This window comes from Pseudenterobacter timonensis (assembly GCF_900021175.1).
In the GTDB taxonomy this organism is placed as follows: Bacteria; Pseudomonadota; Gammaproteobacteria; order Enterobacterales; family Enterobacteriaceae; genus Enterobacter; species Enterobacter timonensis.
Map to the genome: position 1 here is coordinate 1,045,278 of NZ_FCOP01000011.1, position 18,153 is coordinate 1,063,430.

At 59.6% G+C, this 18,153-nt stretch carries 18 protein-coding genes and 1 riboswitch; of the genes, 11 read left to right on the top strand and 7 right to left on the bottom strand.

Annotated features, from left to right (window positions below):
* Positions 1 to 15: 15 nt before the first annotated feature.
* From BN3796_RS11275 to bioA, 3 genes are all read right to left on the bottom strand, one after another.
* Positions 16 to 1,299 carry a putative acyl-CoA thioester hydrolase gene (locus tag BN3796_RS11275; protein ID WP_061708420.1) on the bottom strand — a complete coding sequence of 428 codons (1,284 nt, stop codon included), beginning with the start codon at positions 1,297 to 1,299 and terminating at the stop codon, positions 16 to 18.
* 234 nt (positions 1,300 to 1,533) lie between these two features.
* Positions 1,534 to 2,010 (bottom strand): kinase inhibitor, encoded by a 477-nt coding sequence (locus BN3796_RS11280; protein ID WP_061708421.1) that lies wholly within the window; start codon positions 2,008 to 2,010, stop codon positions 1,534 to 1,536.
* 74 nt (positions 2,011 to 2,084) lie between these two features.
* Complete coding sequence (bioA, locus tag BN3796_RS11285) at positions 2,085 to 3,371, bottom strand: adenosylmethionine--8-amino-7-oxononanoate transaminase (protein ID WP_073885206.1); 1,287 nt, start codon at positions 3,369 to 3,371, stop codon at positions 2,085 to 2,087.
* 86 nt (positions 3,372 to 3,457) lie between these two features.
* Between bioA and bioB the strand changes: the two genes are divergently transcribed.
* From bioB to uvrB, 5 genes are all read left to right on the top strand, one after another.
* Positions 3,458 to 4,498: a biotin synthase BioB gene (gene bioB / locus BN3796_RS11290; protein WP_061708422.1), complete on the top strand. Its 1,041-nt coding sequence runs from the start codon at positions 3,458 to 3,460 to the stop codon at positions 4,496 to 4,498.
* Complete coding sequence (gene bioF / locus BN3796_RS11295; RefSeq protein ID WP_061708423.1) at positions 4,495 to 5,652, top strand: 8-amino-7-oxononanoate synthase; 1,158 nt, start codon at positions 4,495 to 4,497, stop codon at positions 5,650 to 5,652. The genes bioB and bioF overlap by 4 nt, the downstream gene beginning before the upstream one ends.
* Positions 5,636 to 6,391: a malonyl-ACP O-methyltransferase BioC gene (bioC, locus tag BN3796_RS11300; protein WP_061708424.1), complete on the top strand. Its 756-nt coding sequence runs from the start codon at positions 5,636 to 5,638 to the stop codon at positions 6,389 to 6,391. The genes bioF and bioC overlap by 17 nt, the downstream gene beginning before the upstream one ends.
* Complete coding sequence (bioD, locus tag BN3796_RS11305; protein WP_073885175.1) at positions 6,384 to 7,076, top strand: dethiobiotin synthase; 693 nt, start codon at positions 6,384 to 6,386, stop codon at positions 7,074 to 7,076. Before bioC ends, bioD begins: the two co-directional genes overlap by 8 nt.
* 591 nt (positions 7,077 to 7,667) lie before the next feature.
* Positions 7,668 to 9,689 (top strand): excinuclease ABC subunit UvrB, encoded by a 2,022-nt coding sequence (gene uvrB / locus BN3796_RS11310; protein WP_061708426.1) that lies wholly within the window; start codon positions 7,668 to 7,670, stop codon positions 9,687 to 9,689.
* Positions 9,690 to 10,310: 621 nt separating this feature from the next.
* On the opposite strand, the gene yvcK is transcribed toward uvrB, so the two are convergent.
* Positions 10,311 to 11,219 carry a uridine diphosphate-N-acetylglucosamine-binding protein YvcK gene (gene yvcK, locus BN3796_RS11315; RefSeq protein WP_061708427.1) on the bottom strand — a complete coding sequence of 303 codons (909 nt, stop codon included), beginning with the start codon at positions 11,217 to 11,219 and terminating at the stop codon, positions 10,311 to 10,313.
* A 224-nt stretch (positions 11,220 to 11,443) separates the two neighbouring features.
* Positions 11,444 to 11,578, top strand: a riboswitch (molybdenum cofactor riboswitch).
* Here yvcK and moaA point away from each other — a divergent pair.
* The 6 genes from moaA to BN3796_RS11345 all read left to right on the top strand — a co-directional run bounded on the left by moaA (position 11,566) and on the right by BN3796_RS11345 (position 15,040).
* Positions 11,566 to 12,555 carry a GTP 3',8-cyclase MoaA gene (moaA, locus tag BN3796_RS11320; protein ID WP_061708428.1) on the top strand — a complete coding sequence of 330 codons (990 nt, stop codon included), beginning with the start codon at positions 11,566 to 11,568 and terminating at the stop codon, positions 12,553 to 12,555. Its footprint overlaps the riboswitch before it by 13 nt.
* Before the next feature lie 23 nt (positions 12,556 to 12,578).
* A complete protein-coding gene (gene moaB, locus BN3796_RS11325; RefSeq protein WP_061708429.1) occupies positions 12,579 to 13,091 on the top strand; it encodes a molybdenum cofactor biosynthesis protein B in 513 nt (170 codons plus the stop codon).
* Between the two features lie 3 nt (positions 13,092 to 13,094).
* Positions 13,095 to 13,580 carry a cyclic pyranopterin monophosphate synthase MoaC gene (gene moaC / locus BN3796_RS11330; protein ID WP_061708430.1) on the top strand — a complete coding sequence of 162 codons (486 nt, stop codon included), beginning with the start codon at positions 13,095 to 13,097 and terminating at the stop codon, positions 13,578 to 13,580.
* The gene (moaD, locus tag BN3796_RS11335) at positions 13,573 to 13,818 is read left to right on the top strand and encodes a molybdopterin synthase sulfur carrier subunit (protein WP_061708431.1); all 246 of its coding nucleotides are present in this window, start codon (positions 13,573 to 13,575) and stop codon (positions 13,816 to 13,818) included. Before moaC ends, moaD begins: the two co-directional genes overlap by 8 nt.
* 2 nt (positions 13,819 to 13,820) lie before the next feature.
* Positions 13,821 to 14,273: a molybdopterin synthase catalytic subunit MoaE gene (gene moaE, locus BN3796_RS11340; RefSeq protein WP_061708432.1), complete on the top strand. Its 453-nt coding sequence runs from the start codon at positions 13,821 to 13,823 to the stop codon at positions 14,271 to 14,273.
* Positions 14,274 to 14,332: 59 nt separating this feature from the next.
* Entirely contained in the window at positions 14,333 to 15,040 is a 708-nt protein-coding gene (locus BN3796_RS11345; RefSeq protein WP_061708433.1) for a Bax inhibitor-1/YccA family protein, read from the top strand.
* Positions 15,041 to 15,146: 106 nt separating this feature from the next.
* Here the strand turns inward: BN3796_RS11345 and BN3796_RS11350 are convergent, their stop codons facing one another.
* From BN3796_RS11350 to BN3796_RS11360, 3 genes are read right to left on the bottom strand one after another with little or no spacing between them, the layout of a single operon-like run.
* Positions 15,147 to 16,109, bottom strand: coding sequence for a lysylphosphatidylglycerol synthase domain-containing protein (locus tag BN3796_RS11350; protein WP_061708434.1), 963 nt, complete (start codon positions 16,107 to 16,109; stop codon positions 15,147 to 15,149).
* Entirely contained in the window at positions 16,109 to 17,350 is a 1,242-nt protein-coding gene (gene clsB / locus BN3796_RS11355; protein WP_061708435.1) for a cardiolipin synthase ClsB, read from the bottom strand. The genes BN3796_RS11350 and clsB overlap by 1 nt, the downstream gene beginning before the upstream one ends.
* Entirely contained in the window at positions 17,347 to 18,108 is a 762-nt protein-coding gene (locus BN3796_RS11360) for an endonuclease/exonuclease/phosphatase family protein (RefSeq protein ID WP_061708436.1), read from the bottom strand. The genes clsB and BN3796_RS11360 overlap by 4 nt, the downstream gene beginning before the upstream one ends.
* Between the last annotated feature and the right edge of the window lie 45 nt (positions 18,109 to 18,153).

An 18,153-nucleotide genomic window follows, 5' to 3' on the forward strand; every position in this document is an offset into this window, starting at 1 on the left:
CACTACAAAAGCGGATTACGCTTTCGGTTCGGCAACCACTTTGCTGCCCAGACCGCGGTTGTTGTATTCCCACATGCGGTTGAAGCTGGCGTCGTTCAGGTTACGCTGCACGTTGCCTTTATCGTCCGTCGCACCGGTATTACCCGCGTAAGGACGTTTCGAGACAGCCGCGTCGGCCCACGGCTTCGCCATGTTAAAGCCTTCGTTAATCACGCTGTCGCGGATCACTACCTGACCGTTCGTCATGGAGTCGACATCCAGCGAGCGGCCCAGCTGCGCCACGCCATCCCCTGCGGCGGTGAAGCGGCTGTTGACCGCGAGGAAGCCGTAGTAGAGGTTCGACAGCGTCGCCGGGGCAAAGACATACCCCTCCTGCTGGGTGCGGGAGTTCACCACGCGGAAATCGGTATTATCAAACACCACCGCGCCGCGTCCGGAGACAATATCCACATCGCCTTCAATGTAGCTGTTGGTCACCTGCGTACGGGTCAGGCGATTGTTCTGCATCGCGTTCTGAATGCCGCTGTTGGTGACAAAGAAGGTGTTCTGACGACCCAGGATATTAACGTTGTTGAGCTGCACGCGATCGCCGTCGTTGCGCAGGGCAACGGCCTGATGCGTTCCGGCGTCGACGCTGTCGCCCAGCGTATTCTGGATGGTCAGGTTCTGCAGCTGCAGCCCGTTGTTCTGGGACCAGAAGACGGCGGAGCACATCATCCCCACCGTGGCGCTGCGCTTGCGCTGGCAGTTGTCATACATATACCAGGCCGGTTTGCCCGGCATATATTTCCCGGCCGGGTTAACCAGATGACGCCAGGTATTGCTGTCGATTTCAGAGTCGATCGCCAGCCCAATCTTTACGTCGATCGCTTTTTCGCCCGTACCATAAATCGTAATACTGCCCGGTGCGGCAGGCACATAGACGGTGCCTTCATACTCGCCCGGCATCACCGCGATATACTGGCGGGAGGCGCTATGTTTGGTGATCGCGGCATCTACGGCTGCCTGGATCGAGGTGTGGGTGACCCCCTGTGTACCCGCCGGCCCGACGACAAAATCAGGCTGGGCAGGCAGGCGAATTGGCGACGGCGCCCACGGCGCGGCATTGGGATCCATTGACGCGAAATAGTGTGCCGGAGTGAAGTTTTTCGCTTCATCCGCCGAGAGGATCGGGCGAGAGGCGGTGCCCGGCGCAACCTGCTCAGAAGGCTGCTGATCTGGCGGCGTGGAGCTGCACGCGGAGAGGGTAACGCCAAAAGCGAGCGCCAGCGCCAGACGGGAAATCCTGGAAATGTTCAAGGGAAAGCTCCTTGCTTAGCGAGTCAAAACGGGATAATCGAAATAGCCTGCTTTTTTATACTAAGTTGAGCGAAACGGGAAGATGAATTGGCAAAAAGTTGCATGAGTGGCGGGTAAATTTAAATAAATATCGCGATAACCTGTAAACCCGGGGTTATCGAGTGTGACGCCCCTCCCCGGCAGGAAGAGGGGCAGAAATGTGGGCCAGGCAAGGCGAAGCCGACGCCCGGATTTTTAAATATAGATCGCCGTAATCGACGCACTGCCCAGAGTATGGAAATGGACGTTAAAGCCCACCATTGCGCCGCTCGACTCTTCATCCACTTCAATCTTCTCCACGTCCAGCGCGTGTACGGTGAAGATATAGCGGTGCGACTCCCCCTTCGGCGGCGCCGCGCCGCCGTAGCCCGCTTTGCCAAAGTCGGTGCGGGTCTGCACGGCGCCTTCCGGCAGCGCCACCAGATCGGAGCCCGAGCCCTGCGGTAGCACGCGGGTATCCGCCGGCAGATTAGCGACAATCCAGTGCCACCAGCCGGAGCCGGTGGGGGCATCCGGATCGTAGCAGGTCACGACAAAACTTTTGGTGCCCGCAGGCACATCGTCCCACGCCAGATGGGGCGAAATATTATCGCCCTGATAACCCATGCCGTTAAAGACATGGCGTGCGGGCAGCTTTTCGCCGTCGCGCAGATCCTGACTGATGAGCTTCATCCCGATTTCTCCCTCTGTTGAATGAGAAAAGTGTAATGCACAATCCCGCAGAGTACCTAAGCTAAGGCGTTGGGTTAACTCACAAAATGTTCAGGAATGTTAACGGCTTCGGTCACCGCGCGGGTCAGGCGGGTCAGCTGCGCTGAATCAATGATATACGGCGGCATCAGGTAGATGAGTCTGCCGAACGGCCGCACCCAGACGCCACGCTCGACGAAAAAGCGCTGCAGCGCCGCCATGTTGACCGGCTGGCTTGTCTCCACCACTCCCGTGGCGCCCAGCACGCGCACGTCTGCGACAAATTCCGAGGCAGCCGCAGCCAGCTCCGCTTTGAGCTGCGCTTCGATGGCGGCCACCTGTGACTGCCACGCGCCGCTTTCCAGAATCGCCAGGCTCTCGTTCGCCACCGCGCAGGCAAGCGGGTTACCCATAAAGGTCGGGCCGTGCATAAAGCAGCCCGCCTCGCCGTCGCTGATGGTCTCGGCCACCTGCCGGGTGGTAAGGGTGGCGGAGAGGGTCAGGGTGCCGCCGGTCAGCGCTTTGCCAAGGCAGAGAATATCCGGCGCGATCCCCGCATGCTCGCAGGCAAAGAGCTTGCCGGTACGACCAAACCCGGTGGCGATCTCGTCAGCAATCAGCAAAATTCCCTCGCGATCGCACATTTTACGCAGGCGTTTAAGCCACTCAGGGTGATAGAAGCGCATTCCGCCCGCCCCCTGGATCACCGGCTCAAGGATCACCGCCGCAATCTCGTGGCGGTGCGCCGCCATCAGGCGGGCAAAGCTGACCATATCCGCCTCGTCCCACTCGCCATCAAAACGGCTTTGCGGTGCAGGGGCGAAAAGGTTCTCCGGCAGATAGCCCTTCCACAGGCTGTGCATGGAGTTATCCGGGTCGCACACCGACATGGCGCCGAAGGTATCCCCGTGATAGCCGTTACGGAAGGTAAGGAAACGCCGGCGCGCCTCCCCCTTCGCGTGCCAGTACTGAAGCGCCATTTTCATCGCCACCTCTACCGCCACGGAGCCGGTATCGGCCAGAAATACGCACTCCAGCGCCGAAGGGGTCATGGCGACCAGCCGACGGCAGAGATCCACCGCGGGCTGGTGGGTGATCCCGCCAAACATCACATGCGACATCTTCGCGATCTGCGCCTGCATCGCCGCGTTCAGACGCGGATGGTTATAGCCATGGATCGCCGCCCACCAGGAGGACATGCCGTCCACCAGCCGCTCGCCGCTGGCAAGCTGCAGCTCGCAGCCGTGGGCCGACGCCACCGGGTAGACGGGCAGGGGGCGGGTCATGGAGGTGTAAGGGTGCCAGATATGTTGCCTGTCGAAGGCGAGATCGTCCTGGGTCATAATCGACTTGTAAACCATTTTGAAAAGATTTAGGTTTACAATCATAAACCGAAACGTCAATTAACAAAACCCTTTGGAGAAGCCCGATGGCTCACCACGCACGCTGGACACTGTCGCAAGTCACCGAATTATTTAATAAACCCCTCCTGGATTTGCTCTTTGAAGCCCAGCAGATCCACCGTCAGCATTTCGATCCGCGCCAGGTGCAGGTCAGCACGCTGCTCTCGATCAAGACCGGCGCCTGCCCGGAAGATTGTAAATATTGTCCGCAGAGCGCCCGTTATAAAACCGGGCTGGAGTCCGAACGTCTGATGGAGGTGGAGCAGGTGCTCGACTCGGCGCGCAAGGCGAAAAACGCCGGTTCCACCCGCTTCTGCATGGGGGCGGCGTGGAAAAACCCCCACGATCGCGATATGCCTTACCTGGAGCAGATGGTCAGGGGGGTGAAGGAGATGGGGCTGGAGGCCTGCATGACGCTGGGGACGCTGACCGGGCCACAGGCGCAGCGTCTCTCCGAAGCGGGGCTGGACTACTATAACCACAACCTGGACACCTCCCCGGAGTTCTACGGCAACATCATCACCACCCGCACCTACCAGGAGCGTCTCGACACCCTCGACAAGGTGCGTGAGGCGGGGATTAAGGTCTGCTCGGGCGGCATCGTCGGGCTGGGAGAGACGGTGAAAGATCGCGCTGGTCTGCTGTTGCAGCTCGCAAATCTGCCCACGCCGCCGGAGAGCGTGCCGATCAACATGCTGGTGAAGGTGAAAGGGACGCCGCTGGCGGACAACGAGGATGTAGACGCCTTCGATTTTATCCGCACTATCGCCGTAGCACGCATCATGATGCCTACCTCGTTTGTGCGCCTCTCCGCCGGACGTGAGCAGATGAACGAGCAGACCCAGGCGATGTGCTTTATGGCGGGCGCCAACTCCATCTTCTACGGCTGCAAACTGCTTACCACACCGAACCCGGAAGAGGATAAGGATGTGCAGCTGTTCCGCAAGCTGGGGCTTAACCCCCAGCAGACAGAGGTGCTGGCGGGGGACAACGAACAACAGCAGCAGCTGGAAGCGCAGCTTTTTAACGCCGATACCGAAAGCTATTACAACGCGGCGGCGGTATGAGTTGGCAGGAGCGAATCCATGCTGCCCTCGACCAGCGACGCGCGGCCGACGCCCTGCGCGTGCGGGCAGTGGTGGACAACGGCGCGGGGCGCTTTTTAACACGCGACAACCGCCGCTACTGCAACTTTTCCAGTAACGACTACCTTGGCCTGAGCCGTCACCCTGCCATCGTACGCGCCTGGCAGCAGGGGGCGGAGCGCTACGGCGTTGGCAGCGGCGGCTCCGGGCACGTTAGCGGCTACACCACGGCGCACCATCAGCTTGAGGAGCAGCTTGCCGACTGGCTCGGCTATCCTCGCGCGCTGCTCTTTATCTCGGGATTTGCCGCCAATCAGGCGGTTATTACGGCCCTCACCGATAAAGAGGACAAAATCGTTGCCGACCGCCTGAGCCACGCCTCGTTGCTGGAGGCGGCGGATCTCAGCGCCGCCCGGCTGCGCCGCTTTCACCATAACGACGTCAGCCATCTGCAGACGCTGCTGGCGACTCCCTGCGCCGGCCAGCAGCTGGTGGTCACAGAGGGGATCTTCAGCATGGATGGTGACGGGGCGCCGCTGGGGGCGATAGCGGAAGCGGCGCGGCAACAGCAGGCCTGGCTGATGGTGGATGATGCCCACGGCATCGGCGTGACCGGCGAGCAGGGGCGCGGCAGCATCGCGGTCCATAACGTCAAACCGGATCTGCTGATAGTCACTTTCGGCAAAGGTGTGGGAGTCAGCGGGGCGGCGGTACTTTGCAGCGAGCCGGTGGCGGACTATTTACTCCAGTTCGCCCGGCATCTTATCTATAGCACCAGCATGCCGCCCGCCCAGGCCGCAGCGCTCCAGGCTTCGCTGGCGATAATTCGCAGCGAAGAGGGGGACGCGCGGCGTCAGCGTCTGGGGGAGCATATCCGCCGTTTTCGCCGCGGAACAGGCGAGTTTTCCGGCGCGCTCGGCGAATCTGACAGCGCCATCCAGCCGCTGATTATCGGTGAAAACGCGCGCGCGCTGGCGCTGGCGCAACGGCTACGGGAGGAGGGGATCTGGGTGACGGCGATGCGCCCTCCCACCGTACCGCCGGGTACGGCGCGCCTGCGTCTGACGCTCACTGCCGCGCATGAGGCGCAGGATATCGACAGGCTGCTGGAGGTCCTCTATGCCGCCGGTCAATAAGCAGGCCGTCGCCGCCGCCTTTGGCCGGGCGGCGCACAGCTATTCGCAGCACGATGAACTCCAGCGCCGCAGCGCCGCGGGGCTGTTGGCCCTGCTGGGAGAGGGGCAATTTAGCCGTGTACTGGACGCGGGCTGCGGGCCAGGCGCCAACAGCCGCTACTGGCGCGACGCGGGAAGCCGCGTCACCGCCCTCGATCTCTCGCCTCTGATGCTGACGCAGGCGCGCGCGCGGCAGGCGGCGCATCACTATCTGGCGGGCGACATCGAGGCGATTCCGCTGGCTGCCGGGCAGTTCAGCCTCGTCTGGAGCCACCTGGCGGTGCAGTGGTGCGAAAGCCTGGTGCAGGCGCTGGGGGAGCTTTATCGGGTAACGCAGCCCGGCGGCACCGTCGCCTTCACTACCCTGCTGGCGGATTCCCTGCCCGAGCTGCGCCAGGCGTGGCAGGCGGTGGACGATCGCCCCCACGCCAACCGCTTTCTGACTCTGCCGGAGGTACTGGACGCGATGACGGGCTACCGCTACCGCTTCTCGCTGCAGACCGTGACGCTCGACTTCAGCGACGCGCTGGGCGCCATGCGCTCGCTTAAAGGTATCGGCGCCACGCATCTGCACGCCGGTCGCGCCCGTGCGCCGCTCACGCGTGGTGAGCTGCACCGCCTTGAGCTGGCGTGGCCGCAAAAGGGCGGAAATTTCCCGCTCTCCTATCAACTTTTTCATGGGATTATCGAACGTGACTGAACGTTTTTTTGTTACCGGGACCGACACGGAGGTGGGCAAGACCGTTGCCAGCGCTGCCCTGTTGCAGGCCGCGAGCGCTCTGGGATTCACTACCGCGGGCTACAAGCCGGTCGCCTCCGGCAGCGAGATGACGCCGGAGGGCTTACGCAATAGCGACGCGCTGGCGCTGCAGCGCCACAGCAGCCTGCCGCTCAGCTATGAGCAGGTCAACCCGTATACCTTCGCCGAGCCGACCTCGCCGCATATCATCAGCGCCGACGAGGGGCTTCTTATCGATCTGGATAAGCTCTCATCCGGCCTGCGGGCGCTGGAGCAGCAGGCGCAGTGGGTACTCGTGGAAGGGGCAGGGGGCTGGTATACGCCGCTGTCGCAGGAGCACACCTTTGCCGACTGGGTATGCCGCGAACGGCTCCCGGTAATTCTGGTGGTGGGGGTCAAGCTTGGCTGCATTAACCACGCCCTGCTTACCGCCCAGGCCATTGAGCAGTCCGGGCTGCGGCTGGCTGGCTGGATCGCCAACGACGTTGTCGCGCCGGGTAAACGCCATCGCGAATACCTTGCCACCCTGCAGCGCATGCTCCCCGCACCGTTTCTGGGGGAAATTCCGTGGCTGTCGGGCGATCCTGACGACGCGGCAACCGGCCACTATCTCAACCTGCAGCTCCTGCATCATCACGGGCGATAACAACGCTTTTCCCCCTCTCTGCGGCAGGGGGAAATGTGATGGCGATCGCACCGGTTTTTTTGTGCCAAAAGGGGCATTCGCATCAAAAAATGGCTAAAAATTTTTTTGTTTTCCGGCGAAACGGGAAAAATCAGGAACTGTCCGAGTGGCGGTTCGTATGGGCTGGAAGCAGTTATCCACTATTCCTGTGGATAACCATGTGTATTAGAGTTAGAAAACGTGAGGCAAGCGAGAGAATACGCGGCCTGCGCCTGAATTGGCGCGAAAGGCGGCTTTAAAAAATAGTCTAATTTTTTTAATGAGTTATATAAAAGCAATGACTGTCAAGAAAGTGTCACCCGTTGCCATAAAACTTTAATTCTGACGCTTGACAAATGTTAAAAAAGGAAATTTTTTGGGGATAACCTTTCCCTGACAGCGTTTTGTCTTGTTTGTGTACAGATTTACGCTTTTTTACGTTGAGCGGTGGCGTTGGGTAAGTGTAATCATGATCGGTAACTGTTTTTATATCCAGTATTTTTTACTGGCAAAATCGGCAGGCGGGAGTAAAATTAGAGACCTGCCGCTTATTTCGTCATCAGGTCGTCGCCCATGAGTAAACCGTTTAAATTAAATTCCGCCTTCCGTCCTTCCGGCGATCAGCCTGAGGCGATCCGCCGTCTGAAGGAGGGGCTGGAGGATGGGCTTGCTCACCAGACGCTGCTTGGCGTAACCGGTTCGGGCAAGACCTTTACCGTCGCCAATGTGATTGCCGATCTGCAGCGCCCCACCATGGTGCTGGCGCCTAACAAAACCCTGGCGGCGCAGCTTTATGGCGAGATGAAGGCCTTCTTCCCGGACAACGCCGTCGAGTATTTCGTCTCTTACTACGATTACTACCAGCCGGAAGCGTACGTGCCGAGTTCAGACACCTTTATCGAGAAAGATGCCTCGGTAAACGAGCACATCGAACAGATGCGTCTCTCCGCCACCAAGGCGCTGCTTGAGCGTCGGGATGTGGTGGTAGTCGCGTCGGTCTCCGCCATCTACGGCCTGGGCGACCCGGATCTCTACCTGAAGATGATGCTGCACCTGACCAACGGTATGATTATCGACCAGCGCGCCATTCTGCGGCGGCTGGCGGAGCTGCAGTATACCCGTAACGATCAGGCGTTCCAGCGCGGCACATTCCGCGTGCGCGGCGAGGTGATCGACATCTTCCCGGCGGAGTCGGACGACCTGGCGCTGCGCGTGGAGCTTTTTGACGAGGAGGTTGAACGGCTGTCGCTTTTCGACCCCCTGACCGGCCACGTGGAATCGACCGTCCAGCGCTTTACCATCTACCCGAAAACCCACTACGTCACGCCGCGCGAGCGCATTGTACAGGCGATGGAGGAGATCAAGGTGGAGCTGGCCGAGCGGCGCAAGGTGCTGCTGGCGAACAACAAGCTGCTGGAAGAGCAGCGTCTGACCCAGCGCACGCAGTTCGACCTGGAGATGATGAACGAGCTGGGCTACTGCTCCGGGATCGAAAACTACTCCCGTTATCTCTCCGGGCGTGGCCCTGGCGAAGCGCCGCCAACGCTCTTTGACTACCTGCCCGCCGACGGCCTGCTGGTGATCGATGAATCTCACGTGACGATCCCGCAGATCGGCGGAATGTACCGCGGCGACCGGGCGCGTAAAGAGACGCTGGTGGAGTACGGTTTCCGTCTGCCGTCCGCGCTGGACAACCGTCCGATGAAGTTTGAGGAGTTCGAGGCGCTGGCCCCGCAGACCATCTACGTCTCGGCGACCCCGGGCAACTACGAGCTAGAGAAATCGGGCGACGAGGTGATCGATCAGGTGGTACGTCCTACCGGCCTGCTCGACCCGATTATCGAGGTCCGCCCGGTGGCGACCCAGGTGGACGATCTTCTGTCGGAAATCCGCATCCGCTCGGCGATCAACGAGCGCGTGCTGGTGACGACGCTGACCAAGCGCATGGCGGAAGATCTGACCGAATATCTGGAGGAGCACGGGGAGCGGGTGCGCTATCTGCACTCCGATATCGACACCGTGGAGCGAATGGAGATCATTCGCGACCTGCGCCTGGGCGAGTTCGACGTGCTGGTGGGCATCAACCTGTTGCGGGAAGGGCTCGACATGCCGGAAGTCTCGCTGGTGGCGATTCTGGACGCCGACAAAGAGGGCTTTTTGCGCTCCGAGCGTTCGCTGATTCAGACCATCGGCCGCGCCGCGCGTAACGTGAACGGCAAGGCGATTTTGTATGGCGATAAAATCACCCCGTCAATGGCCAAAGCGATTGGCGAGACGGAACGCCGTCGTGAGAAACAGCAGCGCTACAACGAAGAACACGGCATTACCCCGCAGGGGCTGAACAAGAAAGTGGTCGATATTCTGTCGCTGGGCGAGAATATCGCCAAAACCAAAGCGAAGGGTCGCGGCAAGTCACGTTCTCCGGTAGAGGCGGATACCGCCGCGCTGCCGCTGACGCCGAAAGCGCTGCAGCAGAAAATCCACGAACTGGAAGGGAAGATGATGGAGCATGCGCAGAACCTGGAGTTCGAGGAGGCGGCGCAGATCCGCGACCAGCTGCATCAGCTGCGCGAGCTGTTTATTGCGGCGTCGTGACGGGTTACCCCTCACCCTAACCCTCTCCCCAAAGGGGAGAGGGGACAGTCCCAGCACGGACCAGCCTCAGGAGTACCATTCAGGGAAAGACCGCTTTTCCCCCTCTCCCCAAAGGGGAGAGGGGACAGTCCCAGCGCGGATCAGCCTCAGGAGTACCGTTCAGGGAAAGATCGCTTTTCCCCCTCTCCCAAACGGGAGAGGAGGCAGCCCCAGCGCGGACCAGCCTCAGGAGTACCGTTCAGGGAAAGACCGCTTTTCCTCCTCTCCCCAAAGGGGAGAGGGGACAGCCCCAGCGCGGAGCAGCCTCAGGAGTACCGTTCAGGGAAAGACCGCTTTTCCCCCTCTCCCCAAACGGGAGAGGAGGCAGCCCCAGCGCGGACCAGCCTCAGGAGTACCGTTCAGGGAAAAACCGCTTTTCTCCTCTCCCCAAAGGGGAGAGGGGACAGTCCCAGCGCGGATCAGCCTCAGGAGTACCGTTCACGGAAAGACCGCTTTTCCCCCTCTCCCAAAGGGGAGAGGAGACAATCCCAGCACGGAGCAGCCTCAGGAGTACCGTTCAGGGAAAAACCGCTTTTCCCCCTCTCCCCTTTGGGGAGAGGGTCGGGGTGAGGGGCGCGTTTCTCAACCCAGCTTCTGTATCGCTTTCTCCAGCGCTTCGCGCAGCAGGTGGCGGTCATGACGGTACTGGATGTCGCTCGCTTCCAGCGGCTCCTGCACCACCACTCGTCCTTCCATGCCGGTCACATTCACTTTCGGCCCCACGACCACTGCGTCGATAATCTTTTTGCCCACGTACTGTTCCATCAGGTTCAGCTTGTCAGACAGCGACAGGCTGGCGGCGGCGGGGCTTAGTTCGCGGCCCAGATTACCGATATAGACCACCGGCGCGGGAGTTCTGCGCAGCGCCTGCGCCAGCTCCTTAACCAGCAGAAGCGGCATCAGGCTGGTGTAAAAGCTCCCGGGACCGATCAGGATCAGATCCGCCTCGCCGATCGCTTCCACCGCTTCACGCGTGGCGGCCACTGCCGGGGAGAGCAGCAGCTCTGTTGGCGCCTGGGTGAGCTGGTCAATATTTACCTCCCCGTAAACCTCATGCCCCTCCGCGTCGATCGCCATTAAATCGACCGGATGCTCCGACATGGGGATCAAAAAGGCGTCCACCTTCAGCAGATTACGGATTAAGTTGATCGCCTCCAGCGGGCGCACGCTGAGGTGGTCCAGCGCTTTTAACATCAAATTTCCCAGGTTATGCCCGGAAAGTTCGCCATTACCGCCGAAACGGTACTCAAACATTGCCGACGCCACGCTCGGCTCGGTAATCAGCTGGTTCAGACAGTTACGCATGTCACCCCATGCAATGCCGCCTTCGGCGCGACGAATACGCCCGGTAGAGCCGCCGTTATCCGTGGTAGTGACCACTCCGGTCAGCCGCGAACCTAATGATGACAGGGATGACATAACCCGGCCCAGGCCATGCCCGCCGCCCAGCGCCACCACGCGATCAAGATCGGCAAGAGTGCGATTGCGCATATCAATTCCTTATGGTTGAACTTTGCGTAAGGTAACCTAACTACTCCTAAAAGACGATGCCCCGCCGCGCCGCGCATGACGTATATCAATGCAAAAACGCTACTTTTGCGTATTCTGTAGCGAAAATGCACGATAAGGTCGCTATGTATAATTTTATATAGCGAAACAGCGGAATGGCGAAAACGCGCTTTCCGCGCTACTATCGGCATAACCACGTTTTCTTTTATGAAAACATACACTCTAGCCCTGGCGCCTGTGTCGAGAGATATGGCGCCCTGGCCGTGGCGATATCGCCACCAGGGTACAGAAAGAAATGACTGTGCCTCCCGTATCTGGAAAGGTGTACATGGCTTCACAACTTACCGATGCTTTCGCGCGTAAGTTTTACTACTTACGTCTGTCGATTACCGATGTGTGTAACTTCCGTTGCACCTACTGCCTGCCGGACGGCTACAAGCCGGGCCGTGTCACCAATAATGGCTTCCTCTCCGTGGAGGAGGTAAAACGCGTTACGCGTGCGTTCGCCAGCCTCGGCACGGAAAAAGTCCGCCTGACCGGCGGTGAGCCGTCGCTGCGCCGCGACTTCCCCGATATTATCGCCGCCGTGCGCGAAAACCCGGCTATCCGCCAGATTGCCGTGACCACTAACGGCTACCGCATGGCGCGCGACGTGGCGCGCTGGCGCGAGGCGGGGCTGACCGCCCTCAACGTCAGCGTCGACAGCCTCGACGCGCGGCAGTTTCACGCCATCACCGGCCAGGATAAATTCCGCCAGGTAATGGAGGGAATCGACGCCGCCTTTACGGCGGGGTTTGAGAAGGTCAAGGTCAACACGGTCCTGATGCGCGACGTCAACCATCACCAGCTCGACACCTTTCTGGCGTGGATCAAACCGCGACGCATTCAGCTGCGTTTTATTGAGCTGATGGAGACGGGTGAGGGGAGCGAACTGTTCCGCCGCCATCATCTCTCCGGCATGGTGCTGCGCGATGAGCTGCTCCGGCGCGGCTGGATCCACCAGATTCGCCAGCGCAGCGACGGTCCGGCGCAGGTCTTTTGCCATCCCGATTACGAAGGGGAAGTGGGGCTTATCATGCCCTATGAGAAAGATTTCTGTGCCAGCTGCAACCGCCTGCGCGTCTCCTCCATCGGCAAGCTGCATCTCTGCCTCTTCGGCGACGGCGGCGTGGATCTACGCGATCTGCTGGCGGACGACAACCAGCAGGAGGCGCTTGAGGCGCGTATCGCCGGTGCGCTGGCACACAAAAAGCAGACCCACTTCCTGCACCAGGGTGATACCGGCATTACTCAGAACCTGTCCTACATCGGCGGGTAATCAGGCTTAAGAAGGAACAAGAAATGAGTCAGGTAAGCGCAGAATTTATCCCGACGCGTATTGCTATTCTCACCGTCTCTGAACGCCGCGGCGAAGAGGATGACACTTCCGGCCACTGGCTGCGTGACGCGGCCTTAGAGGCGGGCCACCACGTTGTTGATAAGGCGATTGTAAAAGAGAACCGCTACGCCATTCGCGCGCAGGTTTCTCACTGGATCGCCAGCGACGAAGTGCAGGTAGTGCTGATTACCGGCGGCACCGGTTTTACCGCAGGCGATCAGGCGCCGGAAGCGCTGCTGCCGCTTTTCGATCGTGAAATCGAAGGTTTTGGCGAAGTGTTCCGCATGCTCTCCTTTGAGGAGATTGGTACCTCCACGCTCCAGTCTCGCGCGGTGGCGGGCATGGCCAACAGGACGCTGATTTTCGCCATGCCCGGCTCAACCAAAGCCTGCCGTACCGCATGGGAAAATATTATTGCGCCGCAGCTCGATGCCCGAACCCGTCCGTGCAACTTCCATCCCCATTTGAAGAAATAAGCTATGTCGCAACTGACCCACATTAACGCCGCCGGCGAAGCGCATATGGTGGATGTTTCCGCCAAAGCGGAAACGGTGCGAGAAGCGCGCGCGGAAGCGTTCGTTACCATGCTGCCAGAGACGCTGGCGATGATTATCGATGGCCGCCACCACAAAGGTGACGTCTTTGCCACCGCCCGCATCGCCGGGATCCAGGCGGCGAAACGCACATGGGATCTCATTCCGCTCTGCCATCCGCTGATGCTGAGCAAAGTGGAAGTCAATCTTCAGGCGCAGCCGGAGCATAACCGCGTGCGCATCGAGTCGCTCTGCCGTTTAACCGGTAAAACCGGCGTGGAGATGGAGGCGCTTACCGCCGCTTCCGTTGCGGCGCTGACTATCTACGACATGTGCAAAGCGGTACAGAAAGATATGGTGATTGGCCCGGTACGCCTGCTGGCGAAAAGCGGCGGCAAGTCGGGGGATTTCAGGGCGGAGAATCATGATTAAAGTGCTTTTTTTCGCGCAGGTGCGCGAGCTGGTCAGTACCGACAGCCTGGCAGTGGATGGCGCATTCGATAACGTGGAAGCGCTGCGCGCGCATCTGGCGGCGCAAAGCGATCGCTGGGCGCTGGCGCTGGAACCTGGCAAATTGCTCGCCGCAGTAAACCAGACGCTGGTGGAGTTTACCCATCCCCTGCGTGAGGGCGACGAAGTGGCTTTCTTTCCACCGGTCACAGGGGGCTGATGATGGCGGAAACCCGTATTGTCGTCGGGCCGGAGCGCTTTAGCGTCGGTGATGAATATGCCTGGCTTGCCGAACGAGACGAGGATGGCGCGGTCGTCACCTTTACCGGCAAAGTGCGTAACCACAATCTCGGCGACAGCGTCAAAGCGCTGACGCTGGAGCACTACCCTGGGATGACCGAAAAATCCCTTGCCGACATCGTCAGCGAGGCACGTACCCGCTGGCCGCTGGGGCGCGTGACGGTGGTGCACCGCATCGGCGAGATGTGGCCGGGTGAAGAGATTGTTTTCGTTGGCGTTACCAGCGCCCACCGCGGCAGCGCTTTTGACGCCGGGGAGTTCATTATGGACTACCTGAAAACCCGCGCCCCGTTCTGGAAACGCGAGGCGACGCCGGAAGGGGAGCGCTGGGTGGAGTCGCGCGACAGCGATCGGGAGGCGGCGCGCCGCTGGTAATCGTTATCGTGCGGATGTGTTAGGCTTAAGGAGTGTTTCCACTTAATCAGGAGTGAGTCATGGACCGATTTCCGCGTTCCGATTCGATAGTACAACAGACACGTACCGGCCTTCAGACCTATATGGCTCAGGTTTACGGCTGGATGACGGTTGGGCTGTTGCTGACGGCGTTTATCGCCTGGTATTCCGCCAATACCCCGGCGGTGATGATGTTTGTCTTTTCCAGCAAACTCACCTTCTTCGGGCTGATCATCGCCCAGCTGGCGGTGGTGTTTGTGCTTTCAGGGCTGGTGCATAAGCTGAGTGCGGGGGTCGCCACCACGCTATTTATGCTCTATTCGGCGCTGACCGGGCTGACCTTATCCAGCATCTTTCTCGTCTATACCTACTCCTCTATCGCCAGCACCTTTGTGGTGACCGGCGGTATGTTTGGCGTGATGAGCCTCTACGGCTATACCACCAAACGCGATCTGAGCGGTTTCGGGAATATGCTCTTTATGGCGCTGATTGGCATTGTGCTGGCGTCGCTGGTGAACTTCTGGCTGAAGAGTGAAGCGCTGATGTGGGCGGTGACCTATATCGGGGTGGTGGTTTTTGTCGGCCTGACCGCCTATGACACCCAGAAGCTGAAGAATATCGGCGAGCAGATTGATGTGCGGGACGCCTCTCAGCTGCGCAAATACTCCATTCTCGGCGCATTGACGCTCTATCTGGATTTTATCAACCTCTTCCTGATGCTGCTGCGCATCTTCGGCAACCGTCGGTAAGGTCAGTTTTACCCCTCACCCTAACCCTCTCCCCATAGGGGAGAGGGGACCGATCCAGCTTAACGTTTGGTGTTTTCCCCCTCTCCCCCTCGGGGAGAGGGGAACGTCACTTCGCCATCGCTTTCTCATTCTTCGCCCGTAGCTTTTTCGCCCGGCTCTCCAGCACCAGATAACAGACCGTTGCCAGCGCCAGCGGCAGGAAATAATAGAGCATACGATAGGCAAGCAGGGCGGCGATGATCGTGCCGTGGGAGACATGCTCCCCTGCCAGCAGGGCGATAAACACCGCCTCCAGCACCCCTATCCCCGCCGGGATATGGACGATGACCCCCGCGATACTGCTCACCAGCAGCACCCCGAGCACAAAGAAATAGTTCACATCCTGACCCATCAGCATCCAGATAATCAGCCCCATCACCATCCAGTTGGCGCTGGAAATCACCATCTGTAAGAGAGCGAATTTCCAGGTAGGCAGCACCAGCTTCTGCCCTTTGATGGTCATATGGCGGCGTTTGGCAAAGGCGCAGGCCCACAGGTAGAAGGCGATCATCGCCAGCAGCACGATCCCCAGAATGCGCAGGGTGCCCTGGTCGATGTACCAGTGGTCGGGAAGCTGAACAACCCCGGCCGTAAAGATCACCCCTCCCAGCAGGATATAACCAAGCCAGTTAGTGGTGATACTCAGGGAGAAGATACGGGTAATGGTGCTGCCAGGCAGACCCAGGCGGGAGTAGAGACGGTAACGCATGCCGATACCGCCCACCCAGGTGCTGAGGGTCAGGTTGAAGGCGTAGCAGATAAAGGAGACCAACATCACCTGGCGTTTGGCCAGCTTATGGCCGCAGTAGGTGCGCCCCAGCAGATCGTAAAAGCCATAGAGAACATAGCTGAGGATAACCAGCCCCACCGCGCCGAGCAGCACGAGGCGGTTATAGTTGCGGATAACCTTCCATACCTCTTCCCAGTCGACCTTTTGCGCGTAGACCACCAGCAGGACGGCCACAGCGATAAAAAAGACCCAGGTCAGAATTTTTTTGGCGAGCCGCCAGCGGGGATGTGATTTTTTCATCAGGGCTTCACTCCGGTATTTTGCGCTTCCACGCGATCCTGGGTTTCCATTTCCGGTTGTACCGGGGCGGGTACCTGAGCAAGTTTCGGCGTATGGGCGGGCAGCCAGCCGACCAGCGCCGGGAAGTGGCGCAGGAAGTGGAACACCACGATACTCTTGCCGAGGTTCCACCAGGTGCGCTTCGGCACCATGGTATCATCGACGCGCACGCAATCTTCCCGCAGCAGGGTGGTGAGGTTGTCGCGCAACGTCTGGTTAAATTGCCGATCGTGAATGATCAGGTTGGCTTCGAGGTTCAGGGACAGGCTCAGGGGATCGAGGTTGCTTGATCCGACCGTCGCCCAGTGATCGTCCATCAGCGCCACCTTGCCATGCAGCGGGCGACGGCGGTACTCATAAATCTGTACGCCGCCTTTTACCAGATAGTCGTAGAGCAGGCGCGCGCCAACGGCGACGATCGGCATATCCGGCTCGCCCTGGACAATCAGCTTCACCCGCACGCCACGGCGGGCGGCGTTGCGCATGGCGTGCAGCAGCCGGTAGCCAGGAAAGAAGTAGGCGTTAGCGATAATTACCTCACGCTTCGCGTTCGCCAGCATCTTTATATAATGGCGTTCGATATCGTCCCGGTGTTCTTCGTTGTCGCGCCAGACAAAGAGCGCCTGCGCCTCGCCGGGATGCAAATTCTCCTCAGGACGATGGTGGCGTTTCCACCAGCGGCGCGCGGCGGCGTGGCCGGGGAGGTTCTCCAGCTCAAACAGTAAAATATCCTGTACGACCGGTCCCTCGACCCGGATGGCATAATCCTGCTTCGCCTCGGGGCCGTAGTCGGACATATGTTCATCGGAGTAGTTGATGCCGCCGACGAAAGCGACGGTTTCGTCCACCACCACGATCTTACGGTGCATCCGGCGAAAGACGTTGGTCCGCATCCCCATCAGGCGTGGGCGCGGATCGTAGTAGCGAAAAATCACGCCCGCCGAAGTCAGCTGATTAACAAAATCGTCGCTCAGATCCGGCGAGCCGTAGCCGTCGAGCAGAACCTCAATCTTCACCCCACGCTGTGCGGCGCGCAGGATCACCTCATGGAGCCGTTTGCCCACCCCATCCTCAAACCAGATAAAGGTTTCGAGAATAACTTTGCGCTGCGCCTTGTCGATAGCGTTAAACACCGCCGGATAAAAGTTATCGCCGTTCTCCAGTAGCGTAATTTTATTTCCTTCTTGCCATGAGCATTTCATAAGTGTATCTCCGCACTTAAAGGGGCATGGTCAGACAAATGACGCCAGTTGCGCAGCACCAGCGCGGTGGGGCTGCTGGCATGGGCGTTTTTTACGTAAATACGATCGAGGCGGAGCAGCGGGAAACTCACCGGAAAAGTCCGTGCCGGCCGCCCGTGGGCGCGGGTAAAAATCTCCTCCAGCCCCGCCTGGGACTTCAGGGGATGGTTGGCGCGCTGACGCCAGTCGTTAAAATCGCCCGCCAGCACCACCGGTTCTCCCTCCGGTAACGTATTGACCCATCTGGCCATCATCTGTAGCTGCGCCTGCCGGTGCGCCTCTTTCAGCCCAAGATGGGCGCATCCCACATGGACTGGATAGTCAAGGTCAGGCGGGACGATGCGACAGTAGAGCAGGCCGCGTTTTTCGCTCTCGCCCACCGAAACGTCGTGATTTTCATAATGTTCGATAGGAAAGCGCGACAGCACCGCGTTACCGTGATGCCCTTCAGGATAGACCGCATTGCGGCCATAAGCGTAGTCGCTCCACATGGTGTCGGCCAGAAATTCATAGTGGGTGGTGTCGGGCCAGTTTTCCACATGCAGCGGATGCACCTCATGCGCGCCCATCACCTCCTGCAGGCAGACGATATCTGCCCCGACGGTACGGACCGCGTCGCGCAACTCGGGCAAAATGAAGCGGCGATTAAACGCCGTGAAGCCTTTGTGTGTATTAATTGTCAGCACTTTAAGCGAGAAATGCCGGTTTTTATGTGTCATTAGTTCCTTCCCGCGTCACTATCCTCATGAAAATAAAGTGTAGTC

Bases quoted from the DNA above. Each gene is read 5' to 3' on its own strand.
- bioC (WP_061708424.1), top strand. From the start codon at position 5,636: ATGCCGCCGGTCAATAAGCAGGCCGTCGCCGCCGCCTTTGGCCGGGCG.
- moaC (WP_061708430.1), top strand. From the start codon at position 13,095: ATGTCGCAACTGACCCACATTAACGCCGCCGGCGAAGCGCATATGGTG.
- moaD (WP_061708431.1), top strand. From the start codon at position 13,573: ATGATTAAAGTGCTTTTTTTCGCGCAGGTGCGCGAGCTGGTCAGTACC.
- moaE (WP_061708432.1), top strand. From the start codon at position 13,821: ATGGCGGAAACCCGTATTGTCGTCGGGCCGGAGCGCTTTAGCGTCGGT.
- moaB (WP_061708429.1), top strand. From the start codon at position 12,579: ATGAGTCAGGTAAGCGCAGAATTTATCCCGACGCGTATTGCTATTCTC.
- bioB (WP_061708422.1), top strand. From the start codon at position 3,458: ATGGCTCACCACGCACGCTGGACACTGTCGCAAGTCACCGAATTATTT.
- BN3796_RS11350 (WP_061708434.1), bottom strand. From the start codon at position 16,109: ATGAAAAAATCACATCCCCGCTGGCGGCTCGCCAAAAAAATTCTGACC.
- bioF (WP_061708423.1), top strand. From the start codon at position 4,495: ATGAGTTGGCAGGAGCGAATCCATGCTGCCCTCGACCAGCGACGCGCG.
- yvcK (WP_061708427.1), bottom strand. From the start codon at position 11,219: ATGCGCAATCGCACTCTTGCCGATCTTGATCGCGTGGTGGCGCTGGGC.
- BN3796_RS11360 (WP_061708436.1), bottom strand. From the start codon at position 18,108: ATGACACATAAAAACCGGCATTTCTCGCTTAAAGTGCTGACAATTAAT.
- bioA (WP_073885206.1), bottom strand. From the start codon at position 3,371: ATGACCCAGGACGATCTCGCCTTCGACAGGCAACATATCTGGCACCCT.
- BN3796_RS11345 (WP_061708433.1), top strand. From the start codon at position 14,333: ATGGACCGATTTCCGCGTTCCGATTCGATAGTACAACAGACACGTACC.
- uvrB (WP_061708426.1), top strand. From the start codon at position 7,668: ATGAGTAAACCGTTTAAATTAAATTCCGCCTTCCGTCCTTCCGGCGAT.
- moaA (WP_061708428.1), top strand. From the start codon at position 11,566: ATGGCTTCACAACTTACCGATGCTTTCGCGCGTAAGTTTTACTACTTA.
- clsB (WP_061708435.1), bottom strand. From the start codon at position 17,350: ATGAAATGCTCATGGCAAGAAGGAAATAAAATTACGCTACTGGAGAAC.
- BN3796_RS11280 (WP_061708421.1), bottom strand. From the start codon at position 2,010: ATGAAGCTCATCAGTCAGGATCTGCGCGACGGCGAAAAGCTGCCCGCA.